Source organism: Clostridium fermenticellae, from assembly GCF_003600355.1.
Taxonomy (GTDB): Bacteria; Bacillota; Clostridia; order Clostridiales; family Clostridiaceae; genus Clostridium_AV; species Clostridium_AV fermenticellae.
On the sequence record NZ_CP032416.1, the window covers coordinates 538,423 to 554,335 of the forward strand.

14 protein-coding genes are annotated in these 15,913 nt (G+C 31.3%); 10 read left to right on the forward strand and 4 right to left on the reverse strand.

Annotated features, from left to right (window positions below; genetic code table 11):
* Nucleotides 1-5 precede the first annotated feature (5 nt).
* Nucleotides 6-1,538 (forward strand): glutamine-hydrolyzing GMP synthase, encoded by a 1,533-nt coding sequence (gene guaA, locus D4Z93_RS02635; RefSeq protein WP_119970202.1) that lies wholly within the window; start codon nt 6-8, stop codon nt 1,536-1,538.
* An 80-nt stretch (nt 1,539-1,618) separates the two neighbouring features.
* Here guaA and D4Z93_RS13635 read toward each other — a convergent pair whose 3' ends face one another.
* The gene (locus D4Z93_RS13635; RefSeq protein ID WP_341466778.1) at nt 1,619-1,738 is read right to left on the reverse strand and encodes a small, acid-soluble spore protein, alpha/beta type; all 120 of its coding nucleotides are present in this window, start codon (nt 1,736-1,738) and stop codon (nt 1,619-1,621) included.
* A 768-nt stretch (nt 1,739-2,506) separates the two neighbouring features.
* Nucleotides 2,507-3,058 carry a hypothetical protein gene (locus D4Z93_RS02645; protein WP_119970204.1) on the reverse strand — a complete coding sequence of 184 codons (552 nt, stop codon included), beginning with the start codon at nt 3,056-3,058 and terminating at the stop codon, nt 2,507-2,509.
* Between the two features lie 802 nt (nt 3,059-3,860).
* Between D4Z93_RS02645 and D4Z93_RS02650 the strand changes: the two genes are divergently transcribed.
* The 3 genes from D4Z93_RS02650 to D4Z93_RS02660 all read left to right on the forward strand — a co-directional run bounded on the left by D4Z93_RS02650 (nt 3,861) and on the right by D4Z93_RS02660 (nt 8,002).
* Nucleotides 3,861-4,340 carry an NADH-quinone oxidoreductase subunit NuoE family protein gene (locus tag D4Z93_RS02650; protein WP_119970205.1) on the forward strand — a complete coding sequence of 160 codons (480 nt, stop codon included), beginning with the start codon at nt 3,861-3,863 and terminating at the stop codon, nt 4,338-4,340.
* 72 nt (nt 4,341-4,412) lie between these two features.
* Entirely contained in the window at nt 4,413-6,248 is a 1,836-nt protein-coding gene (locus D4Z93_RS02655) for an NADH-ubiquinone oxidoreductase-F iron-sulfur binding region domain-containing protein (RefSeq protein WP_423243043.1), read from the forward strand.
* Between the two features lie 29 nt (nt 6,249-6,277).
* On the forward strand, nt 6,278-8,002 hold the full coding sequence (locus D4Z93_RS02660; RefSeq protein WP_119970207.1) for an NADH-dependent [FeFe] hydrogenase, group A6: 1,725 nt from the start codon (nt 6,278-6,280) through the stop codon (nt 8,000-8,002).
* Between the two features lie 70 nt (nt 8,003-8,072).
* Here the strand turns inward: D4Z93_RS02660 and D4Z93_RS02665 are convergent, their stop codons facing one another.
* Nucleotides 8,073-9,245 carry a SpoIIE family protein phosphatase gene (locus tag D4Z93_RS02665; RefSeq protein ID WP_119970208.1) on the reverse strand — a complete coding sequence of 391 codons (1,173 nt, stop codon included), beginning with the start codon at nt 9,243-9,245 and terminating at the stop codon, nt 8,073-8,075.
* Nucleotides 9,246-9,273: 28 nt separating this feature from the next.
* Entirely contained in the window at nt 9,274-9,525 is a 252-nt protein-coding gene (locus D4Z93_RS02670; protein WP_119970209.1) for a (2Fe-2S) ferredoxin domain-containing protein, read from the reverse strand.
* Nucleotides 9,526-9,802: 277 nt separating this feature from the next.
* Here D4Z93_RS02670 and D4Z93_RS02675 point away from each other — a divergent pair, with 277 nt between their 5' ends.
* The 6 genes from D4Z93_RS02675 (at nt 9,803) to D4Z93_RS02700 (ending at nt 15,882) form a co-directional block, all read left to right on the forward strand.
* Nucleotides 9,803-10,222, forward strand: a complete 420-nt coding sequence (locus tag D4Z93_RS02675) for an epoxyqueuosine reductase (RefSeq protein WP_162920236.1) — start codon at nt 9,803-9,805, stop codon at nt 10,220-10,222.
* A 92-nt stretch (nt 10,223-10,314) separates the two neighbouring features.
* Nucleotides 10,315-11,058 (forward strand): hypothetical protein, encoded by a 744-nt coding sequence (locus D4Z93_RS02680; RefSeq protein ID WP_119970211.1) that lies wholly within the window; start codon nt 10,315-10,317, stop codon nt 11,056-11,058.
* 162 nt (nt 11,059-11,220) lie between these two features.
* Nucleotides 11,221-12,573 carry a glucose-6-phosphate isomerase gene (locus D4Z93_RS02685; protein ID WP_119970212.1) on the forward strand — a complete coding sequence of 451 codons (1,353 nt, stop codon included), beginning with the start codon at nt 11,221-11,223 and terminating at the stop codon, nt 12,571-12,573.
* Between the two features lie 11 nt (nt 12,574-12,584).
* A complete protein-coding gene (locus tag D4Z93_RS02690) occupies nt 12,585-13,028 on the forward strand; it encodes a YaiI/YqxD family protein (protein ID WP_119970213.1) in 444 nt (147 codons plus the stop codon).
* Nucleotides 13,029-13,097: 69 nt separating this feature from the next.
* Nucleotides 13,098-15,101, forward strand: a complete 2,004-nt coding sequence (locus D4Z93_RS02695) for a triple tyrosine motif-containing protein (protein ID WP_119970214.1) — start codon at nt 13,098-13,100, stop codon at nt 15,099-15,101.
* Nucleotides 15,102-15,210: 109 nt separating this feature from the next.
* A complete protein-coding gene (locus D4Z93_RS02700) occupies nt 15,211-15,882 on the forward strand; it encodes a lytic transglycosylase domain-containing protein (protein WP_119970215.1) in 672 nt (223 codons plus the stop codon).
* The last annotated feature ends 31 nt before the right edge of the window (nt 15,883-15,913 follow it).

A 15,913-nucleotide genomic window follows, 5' to 3' on the forward strand; every position in this document is an offset into this window, starting at 1 on the left:
TAACTATGGAAAGAGAATTGGTTCTTGTAGTTGACTTTGGTGGTCAATATAATCAACTTATTGCTAGGCGGGTTAGAGAAAATAATGTTTATTGTGAGATTATTCCGTACACATATTCATTAGATAAGATAAAAGCAAAAAATCCTAAAGGAATAATATTTACAGGTGGTCCAAACAGTGTTTACGGAGAGGGAGCACCCAGGATAGATAAGGGGATATTTGAACTTGGTGTTCCTATACTTGGAATATGTTATGGAGAACAGCTTATAGCTTATACTTTGGGTGGAAAAGTCAAAAGCCCTGAGGTAAGAGAGTATGGTAAAACTTCTGTGAAGTTATACAGCAATTCTGAATTATTCGATGGTATAGAGGAAGATCAGACTTGTTGGATGAGCCATACCGATTTTGTATCGGAGACACCGCAAGGTTTTGATGTTGTGGCAGTAACATCTCAATGTCCTGTTGCTGCAATGCAGAATACCCCAAAAAAGATATATGGAGTTCAATTTCATCCTGAGGTACAGCACACTCCATTCGGCAAGAAGATGCTTTCAAACTTCTTGTTTAGAGTCTGCAAACTTAAAGGTGACTGGTCAATGGCATCTTTTGTGGAGGAGAAAGTTAAGGCTATAAAGGAAATAGTAAAGGACAAAAAAGTTATATGTGCATTATCCGGTGGAGTTGATTCATCTGTTGCAGCTGTATTAGTACATAAGGCTATAGGTAAACAACTTACCTGTATATTTGTAGATCATGGTTTACTTAGAAAAGATGAAGGTGATCAAGTAGAAAAGGTATTTAGGCAGCAATTTGATATGAATCTAATAAGAGTAAATGCCAGGGATAGATTTTTAGGAGAGTTAAAAGGTGTATCGGATCCTGAAAAGAAAAGAAAGATAATAGGAGAAGATTTTATAAGAGTATTTGAAGAAGAGTCAAATAAGCTCGGTGATATAGCATTTTTAGTACAGGGAACAATTTATCCTGATGTTGTTGAAAGTGGAACTAAAACATCAGCTACTATAAAGAGCCATCATAATGTGGGAGGACTCCCTGAAGACATGAAGTTTAAACTTATAGAACCTCTTAGAGAATTATTTAAAGATGAAGTAAGAGCAGTTGGAGAAGAGCTTGGAATACCACATAAACTGGTTTGGAGACAACCTTTTCCGGGACCTGGTCTTGCAATAAGAATTCTTGGAGAGATCACAGAAGAGAAGCTTGAAATTGTAAAAGAAGCGGATGCAATTTTTAGGGAAGAGATAGCAAATGCCGGCCTTGATGAAAAAATATGGCAATATTTTGCATGCCTTCCTAATATACAGTCAGTTGGCGTAATGGGGGATGAAAGAACCTACTGCCATACAATAGCTCTTAGAGCGGTAACTTCAAGTGATGCTATGACTTCAGATTGGGCAAAAATACCTTACGATGTATTAGATAAGGTAAGCAGAAGGATAGTTAATGAAGTTAATGGCGTAAACAGGATTGTTTATGATATAACAAGTAAACCACCTTCTACTATCGAGTGGGAATAAGATATCGTATTTTTATCAGCCTAAGAAGAAAGGCAACATAGGTGAAGTATTGTATGATGCAGATAAAAAAACTTTAGAAATTATAAAATATGGTTTTTATTATATGTGGTTAATTCTTCTGCAGATTCAATTTTTAATTTCTCAAGGCCTTGTCGAGCTTCTGGTACTAATATTTTATTTTTCCTGGACAAAAAAATCATCTCCTCTTTGATTATTTTGTGTATTTAAAATAATCATATACAAGAGATTAAAAGGAAAATTATCGGATAAAAATAAATTTTTAGGTTATGTATGAGGATTAGAAGATGATGGAATAAGGTTGAAGATAGCTTTCTATTTTTATTATTGATACTAAAAAATAAGACAGAACTTTAAAAAATGGCTAATGCTATCTAAAATTTAAATTCTATCTTATTTTTTATCATTTATTATGTGGGATTTATTAGTGAATTATATTTTAAGAAAGTACTAATTATATTGTAAACATAATTAAGAAAAATATACGGAATAAAATATTTTTATGAATTAAACGCAAAGCAAAATAAGTGTTATAAATAGTTTTACTAATATTTGTTTTAGAATAATTACTCTCGTCAGCATTCACAATATAATCTGCCTCAACCAGGATCTGATAGTTCAATCCGGTAATATTCTTAAGAGTATGATGGTGACCAACTAAAAAAATAATTCGATTGATAAATTCTTCAGAATATCCGGTATCCTTTAGAAACCCAGCAACTAAAATTTCACCTTCTTTTTCCTGATACTCACCATTTGTATTTTTGCTTATAATCGTATTACTTTTGTTTTTAATATGATGTCACAATGGGGCTGTTGCACTAAAAAATGATTGCTCCTTCCTAAGTAAACAAGTTTTATTATTTCACTTGTCTACCCTAGAAGGAAACATATCAAAATTTAGTGCGATAGCTTTTTCATTTTATAAATTTTACTTGGCTTCTATATAATTATAATTCACTTAAAATTGAGCTATTAGAATCATTGTTCTGTTGATATAAATCTGAGTCTAAATATAACTCGGGGTTATTTGATAATACAGGATTTTCGGATATTAATTGAGCTTGTTTTTGCATATTCTGGCTGCTGGCAGAGAGTAAAGCATCTTTAATCGAATTTTCCTGATCCTGAGTAATAGTACCACTTGACACAAGACTATCTAATGGAGATTGTGAATTAATGTTTGAATAAGTTGAGGATGTAGTATTTAATGAAAAAATGGTATTTTTAATAGAGCTTTCCTGATCCTGAGTAATAGTGTTATTCTCTGCCAGACTATCTAATGTAGAATTGAGTATGTCATTGGTATTGGAAGTCTGCAGTGAACTTAACGTGCTCAATGCTTCAGGACTAAGTTGAATTGAATCTAGTCCCAAACTTGAAATTGAATCATCCGTGTTATCTGAATCATCATCTGAATTTAAGAATGGATCTTGAGAAATTTGATTATTTGTATTTATACTGTATAAGTATGAAATTAACGAACTAATGTCATTAGACATAATTACACTTCCTTTATATATTATATGTACAAGGTATTGTAAGCCCCATGTCATGGCTATTAATAGTTGTATCTATTGTTTTGTACAAATGAAATTACCATATCCTCCTTTCGATATTTTTATTATATGGTTTATAAATGAAAGTTTAACTTATGTTTTGGCCGGGATTCCCAAAATACGTCACGTAAAAAATTTCTAGTAAATGTGAGCTTGTGTTCATAAAAATCTAAGCAGATTTTATAAACTCGCTGTGCTCAGACATATAAAATCCACTAAGATTTTTAAGGAGACCTCGCGAGCATTTACTACAAAATTTTTTAATGTACCCAAATTTTAGAAATCTTGGCCTGTACATGAGTTAAGTTTAGAGTTACAAACCCCATATAATTTTAAATATGATTTCTTAATATTTTCTTAAATTACATAAAAGTTTAAATAAAAATATCAAAAATATAATTAAATTCCATACTAATATGAAGAATATGAATACAATTAATAACATATTTCAGAATTTTCAATTAATTATATAAGATAAAATTATAACAATAATAAGTATATTTTTTAACAATAAATATTTGCTTATTTTTACTTTTTTTTTCACAAATACTTACAGAAAAAAATTTATAATACCTTATATGTTGATATTACTGGAATTTGGAGCAATTGTAATAATACTAATTTCAACATTTTTTATAATATATACAGTTTTTTTAGAAAAATATCTTTAATTTTCAAAAAAGTTTGCTATAATTTATAAGTATAAAAAATTTTAAAAATTAAAATATTAGAAGGAGGCATAAATATGTGTTGCAATAATGTGGAAAAAGAATATCTTAATGAACTTGATGGATTCATAAATAATCTTGAAGAAAAAAAAGGATCGTTAATATCGGTTCTTCATAAGGCACAAAATTTATTTGGCTATTTGTCAAAAGATGTTCAAGGGTTTATTGCTAATAAATTGGATATGCCGGTATCTGAAGTTAATGGAGTTGTAACATTTTATTCTTATTTTACAGAAGAACCAAATGGAAAATATGTAATAAATGTATGTCTTGGAACTGCTTGTTTTGTTAAAGGATCAGGTGAAATACTAGAAGAATTTGAAAGGAGACTTAATATTAAAGTTGGAGAAACTACACCTGATGGAATATATACTATTCAGGTTTTAAGGTGTGTAGGTGCCTGTGGACTTGCTCCTGTGGTCACTGTTAATGATAAAGTCTATGGTCATTTTACTAAAAAAATGGTTGATAAAATATTGGACGAGTATAGAGAATAGGGGGAGTAGACATTGGACAAGATAAATTCTTATGAAGAACTTCAAAAATTGCATTTAAATTATTCTAAAAAAATAAAAATTAGACAGTATTCTGCAAATAGGGAGATTAGTTCAGAAGGTAAAAGGTGCAATCGTTATATAACTGTGTGTGGAGGAACTGGTTGTAAATCTTCAGATAGTGAACTAATAGTGTCTAATCTAAGATCGGAAATTGAAAAAGCAGGTCTTTCAAAAGAAGTCGTTGTTGGCATAGCGGGATGTTTTGGTTTCTGTGAAAAAGGACCTATTGTTAAAGTAAGCCCGGATAATGTATTTTATGTTCATGTTACACCCGAAGATGCCAGGGATATAGTTAATAAACATTTATTAAAAGGCCAGGTGGTTGAAAATTTATTGTATGAGGAACCATCTATGAGCAAAAAGGTAAAAAGGCAGGATGAAATATCATTTTATAAAAAACAGCATAGAATAGCGCTTAGAAACTGTGGATTTATAAATCCCGAAGATATAACTGAAAGTATTGCAACAAAAGGATATATGGCTCTTGGAAAATGTATTACAGAAATGACTCCTGAAGATGTTATAAAATTAATTATGGATTCAGGATTAAGAGGAAGAGGAGGAGGAGGTTTCCCTACAGGTAAAAAATGGTCCTTTGCCAAAGCATACGATGCAGATCAAAAGTATATAATTTGTAATGCAGACGAAGGAGATCCAGGGGCGTTCATGGATCGATCCATACTAGAAGGAGATCCTAATAGTGTATTAGAAGCCATGGCGATTGCTGGATACGCAATAGGAGCGTCAAAAGGTGTTATATACATAAGGGCGGAATATCCTCTTGCAGTCAACAGACTCAGAATAGCAATTGATCAGGCAGTTAAATGTGGACTCTTAGGAAATAATATTTTGGGAACTGAATTCAGCTTTAAAATAGATATAAGATATGGAGCAGGAGCTTTTGTATGTGGAGAAGAAACAGCTTTAATTCATTCGGTAGAAGGCTGTCGTGGTGAGCCTACAAATAAACCTCCATTCCCTGCTGAAAGTGGTCTTTGGAATAAACCAACCTGTGTAAATAATGTTGAAACTCTGGCAAATATTCCGGCTATAATTAATAATGGTGCTGAATGGTATAGTTCTATAGGTACAGCGACTTCCAAAGGAACAAAAGTTTTTGCTTTAGCCGGGAAAATAAATAACGTGGGACTTGTAGAGGTTCCTATGGGGACAACCTTAAGAGAAATAATATATGATATAGGCGGCGGTATTAAGAATGGACGTAAATTTAAAGCAGTTCAGACAGGTGGACCATCAGGTGGATGTATACCTGCTTCAAATTTAGATATACCAATAGATTATGAATCATTAAAGTCAATAGGGTCCATGATGGGATCTGGTGGAATGATTGTTATGGATGAGGATAATTGTATGGTTGATATAGCGAAGTTTTATCTTGAATTTACTGTGGAAGAATCATGTGGAAAGTGTACTCCATGCAGAATTGGAAATAAACGTTTACTTGAAATACTTACAAATATAACTAATGGACAAGGAACCGAGGAAGATCTGCAAAAACTAAGAGATCTAGCGGAGACAATAAAAGATACTTCCCTTTGTGGACTTGGACAAACTGCACCGAATCCTGTATTGAGTACTATGAAGTATTTTATGAATGAATATGATGCTCATGTAAAGGAAAAATCGTGTCCTGCAGGGGTGTGTAAGAGTTTACTCAGCTATGAAATCACAAATAAATGCATAGGATGTACTAAGTGTGCACGAAATTGCCCTGTAGGTTGCATTGATGGTAAGGTAAAACAGATGCATGTAATAGATGAAAGTAAGTGCATAAAATGTGGAACATGCTTTAGTGGATGTCCAGTTGGAGCCATAATAAAAAAATAGACGTTAAAATTAAAAAAGAGGTGAAAGTTTTGAATTTGATTACTCTTACTATAAATAATAAACAAGTACAGGTTGAAGAAGGTTCTACTATTTTACAGGCGGCAAAACTTTTAGGTATAAAAATACCAACATTATGTTATTTAAAACTTCATGATGGATCAGAAAATAAACCTGGTTCGTGTAGAGTTTGTGTAGTTGAGATAGATGGGAGAAGGAATCTTGCGCCTGCATGTACAACCACTGTAACAGAAGGTATGGTAGTAAAAACTAATTCTATAAGAGCTATGAAAGCTCGTAGAAATGTAGTAGATCTTATTCTTTCAAATCATCCGCAAGATTGCCTGTTGTGTGAAAAAAATACTGATTGTGAACTTCAGGCACTGGCAGCTGATATGGGAATACGTAAAATTAAGTATAAAGGTGAGATGTCTACCCATTTAAAAGATACATCTAGTCATTCTATAGTCCGTGATTTGGATAAGTGTATATTATGCAGGAGATGTGAAACTGTATGTAATGAAATTCAAACTGTTGGAGTATTGTCAGCAAAAAATAGAGGTTTTAATACTACTATAGCTCCTGCTTTTGGTGACAATATAGCAGATACAGATTGTACATTTTGTGGACAATGCGTTTCAGTATGTCCAACAGGTGCTTTATCAGAAGTTAATGATACAAATAAGGTGTGGAAAGCATTAAATGATGATGAGAAATTTGTTATAGTTCAGACAGCACCAGCTGTAAGAGCATCACTTGGAGAGGAATTTGGGATAAATAGTGGAAAGGCCGTTACAGGTAAAATGGTAGCAGCATTACGAAATCTTGGTTTTGATAGGGTTTTTGATACAGATTTTGCTGCCGATTTAACTATAATGGAAGAAGCAGCAGAGTTTATGGATAGAATTACGAATGGTGGCAAGTTACCAATGTTAACAAGCTGCTGTCCTGGATGGATAAATTTTGTTGAACATGAATTCAGTGATTTACTCGATTCACCATCAACTTGCAAGTCGCCACAGCAAATGTTTGGAGCCATAGCCAAAACTTACTTTGCAGAAAAAATGGATATGGATCCTAAAAATATTGTATTGATTTCGGTCATGCCTTGTATTGCAAAAAAATCTGAAGCTGCAAGACCTGAGATGAACAATGATGTAGATATTTCTATAACAACCAGAGAACTTGCAAAAATGATAAAAGAATCAGGAATAGATTTTGGTGGACTCAAGGATGAAAATTTTGATAGTCCTCTTGGGGAATCTACTGGTGCTGGCGTTATATTTGGAGTAACAGGCGGTGTTATGGAGGCAGCTTTACGTACAGCCTATGAATGGATTACAGGAGAAAAATTAGAAAAATTGGATTTTGAAACTGTTCGAGGACTAAATGGAATAAAAGAAGCTGTGATAAAAATTAAAGATATGGAAGTGAAAGCTGCAGTTGTAAGTGGACTTGGAAATGCACGTAAAATTCTTAATAAAATACGAGAAGGAAAGGCTGATTATCAGATAATTGAAATAATGGCCTGCCCTGGAGGATGTATTGATGGTGGAGGGCAGCCATACATACATGGTAACTATGAAATCTTGAAATCAAGAATGAACATTTTATATGAAGAAGATAGAAATAAGGTTTTAAGAAAATCTCATGAAAATCCTGAGATTATTAAGCTGTATGAAGAATTTTTAGGCAAACCAAGCAGTGAAAAGGCTCATAAATTACTTCATACTAAATATATGAAAAAAGATTACTAAAATAAGGTTTGCTGCATTAAGTAATTTAAGGTTAATATATATTTATTCTTAGTGCAGCAAACTTTTTTGGTCATATGTGATTTATTGTGACTTCTTTTCCTAGTGCCTTCATATAATTGCTTAGTCTTTTTACCAGTTGCGATTTTGAATTTAAACCTGTAGGGAGGTTAAGGTTTCTGTGTGCTGGATTTTCAGCTTTCCCTACCCATAAATTTAAATGAGTACATTCTTCTAAAAGAATTTTAAGTAAAGCATCCGCCCCATTTTTATTATTAGAATAAATATAGTCCATTTTTTCATATGAGGTATCTAAATACTTTTTTAATGTTTCAACAACTGCTTTTAATGTTAAAACTCCTTCTGTTATTAGATCTATTCCATCCATTGTGGCTGTTGGAGGGAGATCAGTATCAAGAAAATCCAGATTGACCTTTAGATTTCTTTTAAGTTCTCTTTGGGCAATATTAGCAGCAGTTCCTCCGCATATAATTTTTTTACCCTTACTGCTCATAAATTTTTCTATAAAAATCCCATCATCTTTTTTATTTTCGGGTGGGCCTGTGAATATATTTACAACAGAAGGTTTTATAACTTTAATAGATGCAACAGTAGTATCATCACCGGGTTTATAAGAGTAGAGATTTAAACAGGCATTGAGCAAATCTTTATTCAAAGCTTGAACATTTAAAGTATTGCAGTTTTTTCGTGTTAAATAATTTTCAACATCTTCTCTTTGCCAGCCAAAATCAAGTACGTTATCGAGCCCTGCATGTAGTACTCCATCACTTACAATAGTAAGTAAATCGTCTTCTTGCAAGAATAAAGTACTTTCTTTTATAAGTTTACCGTTAATGTTAACCTCATTCATATTTATATTTATGCTTTTGCTATTTCTCATAGCGAAGATAGACGGATTATTATATTCAGCTATATATGTTTGACCATTATTATAAATTTTAATTATAGTAAAAGTAGAATATGGAATTTTTCTTGTAGCAGATACAGGAAGCATATTAGCGACAGCATCTACAGTTTCATACATATTAGCACCATTTTTTAGCATGTTAGATGCAATTCTAGAGGTCAAGCTAGCAATAGTATTGGCTTTTACTCCGCTTCCAAGGCCATCTGCCAAAATTATTATTGTACAGTCTTCGAGTTTTTCTATGTTGACTATATCTCCAGATAGTTCCTCACCATATTTTTTTAAGGTACCATAAGCTGCATCTATGAAGAAACTCATTAACTATCACATCCCTCTTTTAGTTTAGTCAATGCATTTTAGAGATAATTTTATTTTTAAAAAATTGGTTTACATTTTTGTCCTTAATTGAATATATCTTTTCTTCTCCAATAATTCTTACAGAAACTCCATCTGAACAATGTCTAAGACAAAAGGATCCTTTTAGCTCAATTGAATCTTCTAATTTATATTGTGAAATTAATTTTTGCAAGTGTTTTATGATGTTATTGGCTCCTTTTAAGTAACAGGCAGTCCCCATACAAACTTGTATAATTATCACAATATCAACTCCCTAAAGACTTATAGTAAATATCATAAAATATTGTATAAAATATATAATTGTTAAATAATAGACATACTATAATATAATCTTACATCACAAAGTGAAAAAATACTATGATAATTTATATTTGATGAAGTATATTTGTTAAAAAATTAGTTTAAATGAGATTAACAATGTTATTGTTAAAACAGAGATTGCCAAAGGTAAATCAGTTGTACCTATACTTCAAAATATTTGCCGATGGTCAAGGACTTATAAAAAAATTGATGTATTGGTGAAGAATTCAAATGCTGCATTTTCACATGTTATTTCCGCTTATTATGCAGGAATAGGTACTATTGGAGATAGTCATAACCTGATTACAAAAGAATTTGGACCGGGAGTCCGCATTGTATCTGTTTTGACAGATGCACCGATTGAACCTGATCCAAAGCTTGAAAAAAATTTGTGTATTCATTGTAAGAAATGCTTGAGGTCTTGTCCAAGCCAATACTTCAAGGAAGTAAAGGGAAGCATTTATGATATGGATAAAGTTAAATGTACAGAATATCATGTAAAATTAAAAAATGAGCATCACTGGCCATGTGGTATTTGTGCTAATATATGCCCAATTGGAGATGATTTAAAAATATATCGTAAGGTAAAGGACGTAACCTTGAAAGGTATTAAACATTGTCAAGCTTTTGGTTCCTGAAATTATTAACAAATCATATGTTTAATAAGTAATATAAATATATGGTATATATTTATATACTTTATGCAAAACAAATGAGGAGGATTATAATTATGTTTTTATGGATACGGCAGTTGCAAAAACAGGTAAATAAATTTGGAAGTATAAATGCTTTAATAGATATATTGAAAAGACTTTCTATAAGCGATGTTTGTATAAAATATCATGAAGGATCAAAATTTGCAGATGAAGGCATAAATTTTAAGGAAGCTTATATGAGTTATGCAAATGATTTTAAAAATGCTGACTTTAGAGTAGGAACATGGGGATATAATTATTTTAATAATGTCGCAGATGAAATAAATTGCATAAAATCAGCTATAGATAATTCTGATTATTATATATATAATCCAGAGGTGGATGTGGCAAATGAGAATTCTGCTGCAGAGATGGTATGTAGTTCTATAAGGAATAGATATCCTGATACGATTATAGGATATTCAACATTCCCGATAATAAGTTATCATGAGAATATACCTTATTTAGTATTTAATAAATATTGTGATTTTGCTTCACCAAAGTGCTATTGGGGAGAGATGAAATGGAATGTTGATGTATGTATTGATAGAACCTTTAAGGAATATAGAAAATATAATTTAGATAAACCTATTTATCCAAGTATTCAGATTTATAATGTAGTTTATAATGACCTTGCAAGATATATTGGATATAAGTTTAGTTATACGGGACTGTGGAATTTGGATGACTGGAGTTCAACGTTTGTTGATTTTCTATCAAATAAATGCTCAGAAATAAACGGGCAGGAAAATGCATTTAATTATTATGAAGAGTACTAGATGTAGTTATGAAAGAAAAATTTAAACCCAAAGGACATGTAGTCCTATGGGTTTTTAAATAAAAAAATGCACATAAAATTCCCATAAATTTCTTGTTTTTTAAAACCTTGATAGTATATACTATGTATTGTACGTGCTTATATTATTTTGGAGGTGAAGGGTATGTCTGATAAACAATTGAATTTGGATTTAGAAGGCTGTAAAGATTTTTTGGGGGGACATGAAATAGATTTAATGCAGTCTTTTGTAAATGAGGCTCATTATATGCTTCATAAAAAAACAGGCATTGGGAATGAATTTACAGGATGGATTGATCTTCCGAAAAATTATGATAGGGTAGAATTTGATAGAATAAAGAGGTCTGCTAAAAAAATTAGAGATAATTCAGATGTATTTATAGTTATAGGAATAGGTGGTTCATATCTTGGAGCGAGAGCTGCTATAGATATGCTTTCACATACATTTTATAATGACTTACCAAAAGAAAAGAGGAATGGTCCTAAAATATATTTCTTAGGAAATAGTTTAAGTTCAACATATATAGCAGATCTTCTCGAAGTAATTGAAGATAAAGATATTTCTGTAAATGTAATATCAAAATCAGGTACAACAACAGAACCAGCAATAGCTTTCAGAATTTTAAGGGAATTACTTGAAAAAAAATATGGTAAAGCTGAAGCAAGAAATAGAATATTTGCTACGACAGATAAAAAAAATGGAGCACTTAAGTCTCTTGCTGATACGGAAGGATATCGAACTTTTATAATTCCAGATGATATTGGTGGAAGATTTTCAGTACTTACAGCGGTTGGAATTTTACCTATAGCAGTAGCTGGAATAGATATAGATAATTTAATGAAAGGTGCAGAGGATGCATCAGTTATTTACAGCACATCGAAATTGAGTGAAAATGATGCTTATAAATATGCGGTAGTAAGAAATGTTTTATATAGAAAAGGAAAAACTACGGAGATACTTGCAAATTTTGAACCGTGTCTTCATTATTTTGGAGAATGGTGGAAGCAATTGTATGGAGAAAGTGAAGGTAAAGATCATAAAGGCCTATTTCCGGCATCAGTAAATTTTTCAACAGATCTTCATTCAATAGGGCAATTTATACAAGATGGAAGTAGAAATTTGATTGAAACATTTTTAAATGTAGAAAAGCCAAAAAAAGATTTTGAAATAAGGCCGGATAAAGAAAATTTAGATAAACTAAATTTTATTCAAGGAAAGACAATAGGATTTGTAAATCAACAGGCTTTTAGAGCTACAGTTTTAGCCCATATTAGTGGATATGTCCCATGTATGGTTCTAAACATTCCAGAAATAAGTCCATATTATTTGGGACATATGATTTACTTCTTTGAAAAAGCTTGTGGTATAAGCGGATATTTATTAGGAGTTAATCCGTTTAATCAACCCGGAGTTGAAGAATATAAGAAGAATATGTTTGCATTTCTTGAAAAACCGGGATATGAAGAATTGACAGCTAAAATTAAAGAAAGAATGTAAAGGAATAAATTATGAGAATTTTAGTAGATGCAGATGCATGCCCAGGAAAGAAATTAATAGAAAAAGCAGCAAGGGAAAATGATATTGAACTTATTTTTTATTGTGATATAAGCCATATTATAGAAAGTAGTTATGCTAGTGTAAATTATGTGGATCAGTGTTTTCAAAGTGTAGATATTGTTTTGACAAATAAGTGTAAAAAAAATGATTTAATAGTGACCCAGGATTATGGTGTGGCAGCCATGGTTCTAGGGAAGGGTGCATATGCAATAAATCCAAGAGGATATATATATGATGATCAGAATATAGATAGACTTCTATTTGAAAGGCATATATCAGCTAAAATAAGGCGGAGTGGTGGTAAGACTAAAACAATTAGAAAGAGAGCGGTAGATGATGATAATAGACTTTATAATAATATATTAAAATTAATTTATAAAATAAAATGTCAATAACCCCTATTACAGAATATGTAAATATAGTATAATATATGGTGAAGATACTGTTTCAGGGGATGAAAGCATATGAATGAATTATTAATAGGATATAATTTGAAAAGCCCACAGGATAAAGACACTAAAATAAATATAAATGTTATGAATTCTAAAAAAGAGGACTTACTCTTTAAATACATGATTGGATGTAATGGAAAGTGGAATACATTAAAGGATTTTAGTGGAAACAACAATGTTGAATGGATACCTAAACAAGATGGCAGGTATATAGTTATGGTACAAGCCCGTAAAAAGGATAGCCCAAAAAGTTTTGATTATGTATCTAGAGATAACTATGTGATAGGAGATATCGAAGAAAAGTTAATAAGTGATATTTCAATTAATACTAAGAATTTGTGTATAGGTGAGAAGTTGAATTTAACTGTGAACGTGAATAAGGTACCTCTTATGTTTAGATATTGGATTAAGATAAACAATGGTTGGGAAGTAGTAAAAGATTATTCAGCAGATAATACACTAACATGGGTTGCAAAATCAGATGGTAAGTTTGAAATACTTGTTGAATGTAAAAATGTTGATTCTGAAAATAATTTTGATGATTTTGAAACTATTGAATTTGAAGTTGAACCTCTTAAAGAAATTCAAATAGAAGACTTTAAGTGTCTGGCAGGTAATCTTATAAAAGGAGAGGAGTTTGTATTTCAAGTTACAACAGTACATGAAGAGGGAAGGGATATACTATACAAATTTGTTAAAATATATGAAAATGGCAAATTTGAATGTATTCAAAATTATTCTACCAGAAGCATAGTAAATTATGTGGAAAATGAAAGTGGAAATTACAAGCTTTTATGTTTTGTTAAGGACATGTACTCTATAAGTGACTTTGATGATAGGGCCATAATTAATTTTGATGTAAAGGACTATAAAGATATAGTCATTAAGGATTTTACTTCTGATTTAAATTCACCACAGCTTTGTGAAACAGATGTGGTATTTAAGGCAGATGTAGAAGGAGGAAAGGAATTATTATACAGATATATAGTAAAAGGAGCTTATGCTGAGGATTCTGGTTATATAAGAAGCAGTTCTTATATATGGACAAGCAGGATTCCTGGAAAGTACAGCATATCATTATGGGTAAAAGACAGGGCTTTTAGTGGAAACTATGAGGCATGTAAAAATCTTGAATTTATTATAGATGAAAAAAGCAGCGAACCTGTTAAAATTGATAAAGTATTTATTGATAAAAAGGATAAAGTACTTATAAATGAGGAGATAAATGTCATAGTGAAGGCTTCAGGTGGTACTGATTTAAGATATTCATTTATATTAAGTAAAGATAGTATTGAGGTTAAAAAGATTGACTATGATGTTTCAAACTATGCTAAATTTTTGCCAGACTCATGTGGAGTTTATAAACTTGAAATAAGGGTTAAAGATAAATATTCGGAGAGGGAATTTGATTCGCATAAATTATTCAATATAGATGTCTTAAGGTTCATACCAGCTAATATTAATTATATACTAATTCCTACGAAAGACTATTTTGTAGTGGGTGATACTGTTTCATTAGAAATTGTATCTCAAAATTCAAGTGATACTTTGATAAAATATATACTTAAGATAAATAATCATAAAGTTGAAGAAACCAATTATGTAGGACAAAAGAGATATATATTTGTACCAAAGTACAGCGGAAAATATACTGTTGAGATACTGGCTAAAAATAAAAAGAGTGACAAGTTTTTTGATTGTAAAAGGGGAGTTAGTATAGATATCCATGAATGTATTCAACTATCAAATACGAAGATAAGTTGTAACAAATTGGAGTTTAAATGTAACAATTCAATAACATTTACGGTTTCGAGTGAACATGGAAAGGATGTTTTATATGAGTTTTTTATAAAGGAAAATGATGATTGGAATATAGTTCAAGATTATAGCAAAAAGAATTATTATACATTTATACCTTTTGCAAAAGGTGAATATAAAATACTTGCTCTTGCAAAGAGTCAGTACTATAAGGGTTCATATGAAGATTATGATGTTTTAAAGTTTAATGTTTTATAAATCTGTGGAGTTTTTAGATTAAAATAACTTTAAAATTATAAACCCTATATATAAAGTTATTTTAGATTAAGACGATAAAACTATTAAAAATTATAAAGTTGGTGAGAAAATGCAGGTAAATGATAGTGATGACCAAGCTAAGAAAATACTAGAATTGCAACTTATGACTCAAATGTTTAAGGAAGTTGCTTCAAGTTCAGGGGCATCAGATTATTTTGATATTATGATGGAAGGTTTAATGAATTCTGTAACGGATAGTAGTGGCAATATAGATTTAAGTAAACTTGGACTTGAGGATGAGGATTTGAGCAAATTGGGTTATGGTGCTGGTCAGAGGTTTAATTCTATATATAATGATGTGAGTAGTGATGTGAACAGCGGAAATTCAAGTATAGATGCAGCTGTAGAGAAGGCAGCAAAAAAGTATGGTGTTGATGCATCACTTATAATGGCAGTTATAAAGCAGGAGTCTGATTTTAATCCGAATTCTACTTCTGGTGCAGGCGCTGAAGGGCTTATGCAGTTAATGCCAGGTACTGCAGCAGAACTTGGAGTATCCAATCCATACAATGTTGATCAAAATGTAGATGGTGGAACTAAATATTTAAAGTCTCTATTAAATATGTATGGAAATAATAAAGAATTAGCTCTGGCAGCTTATAATGCCGGACCTGGAACTTTGAAAAATAGAGGTGTGACAGATGACTCCGGCATATCGAAATTGCCATATGAAACAAGAGATTATGTCACAAAAGTAATGAAATATTATTCTGATAAATAAAAATGGTCTTCATAGGCTGTTTTTATTTTTT

What these genes read in the sequence shown, in the direction of transcription:
- guaA (WP_119970202.1), top strand. Translation starts at nt 6, where the DNA reads ATGGAAAGAGAATTGGTTCTTGTAGTTGACTTTGGTGGTCAATATAAT.
- D4Z93_RS13635 (WP_341466778.1), bottom strand. Translation starts at nt 1,738, where the DNA reads ATGATTTTTTTGTCCAGGAAAAATAAAATATTAGTACCAGAAGCTCGA.
- D4Z93_RS02645 (WP_119970204.1), bottom strand. Translation starts at nt 3,058, where the DNA reads ATGTCTAATGACATTAGTTCGTTAATTTCATACTTATACAGTATAAAT.
- D4Z93_RS02650 (WP_119970205.1), top strand. Translation starts at nt 3,861, where the DNA reads ATGTGTTGCAATAATGTGGAAAAAGAATATCTTAATGAACTTGATGGA.
- D4Z93_RS02665 (WP_119970208.1), bottom strand. Translation starts at nt 9,245, where the DNA reads ATGAGTTTCTTCATAGATGCAGCTTATGGTACCTTAAAAAAATATGGT.
- D4Z93_RS02680 (WP_119970211.1), top strand. Translation starts at nt 10,315, where the DNA reads ATGTTTTTATGGATACGGCAGTTGCAAAAACAGGTAAATAAATTTGGA.
- D4Z93_RS02685 (WP_119970212.1), top strand. Translation starts at nt 11,221, where the DNA reads ATGTCTGATAAACAATTGAATTTGGATTTAGAAGGCTGTAAAGATTTT.
- D4Z93_RS02690 (WP_119970213.1), top strand. Translation starts at nt 12,585, where the DNA reads ATGAGAATTTTAGTAGATGCAGATGCATGCCCAGGAAAGAAATTAATA.
- D4Z93_RS02695 (WP_119970214.1), top strand. Translation starts at nt 13,098, where the DNA reads ATGAATGAATTATTAATAGGATATAATTTGAAAAGCCCACAGGATAAA.
- D4Z93_RS02700 (WP_119970215.1), top strand. Translation starts at nt 15,211, where the DNA reads ATGCAGGTAAATGATAGTGATGACCAAGCTAAGAAAATACTAGAATTG.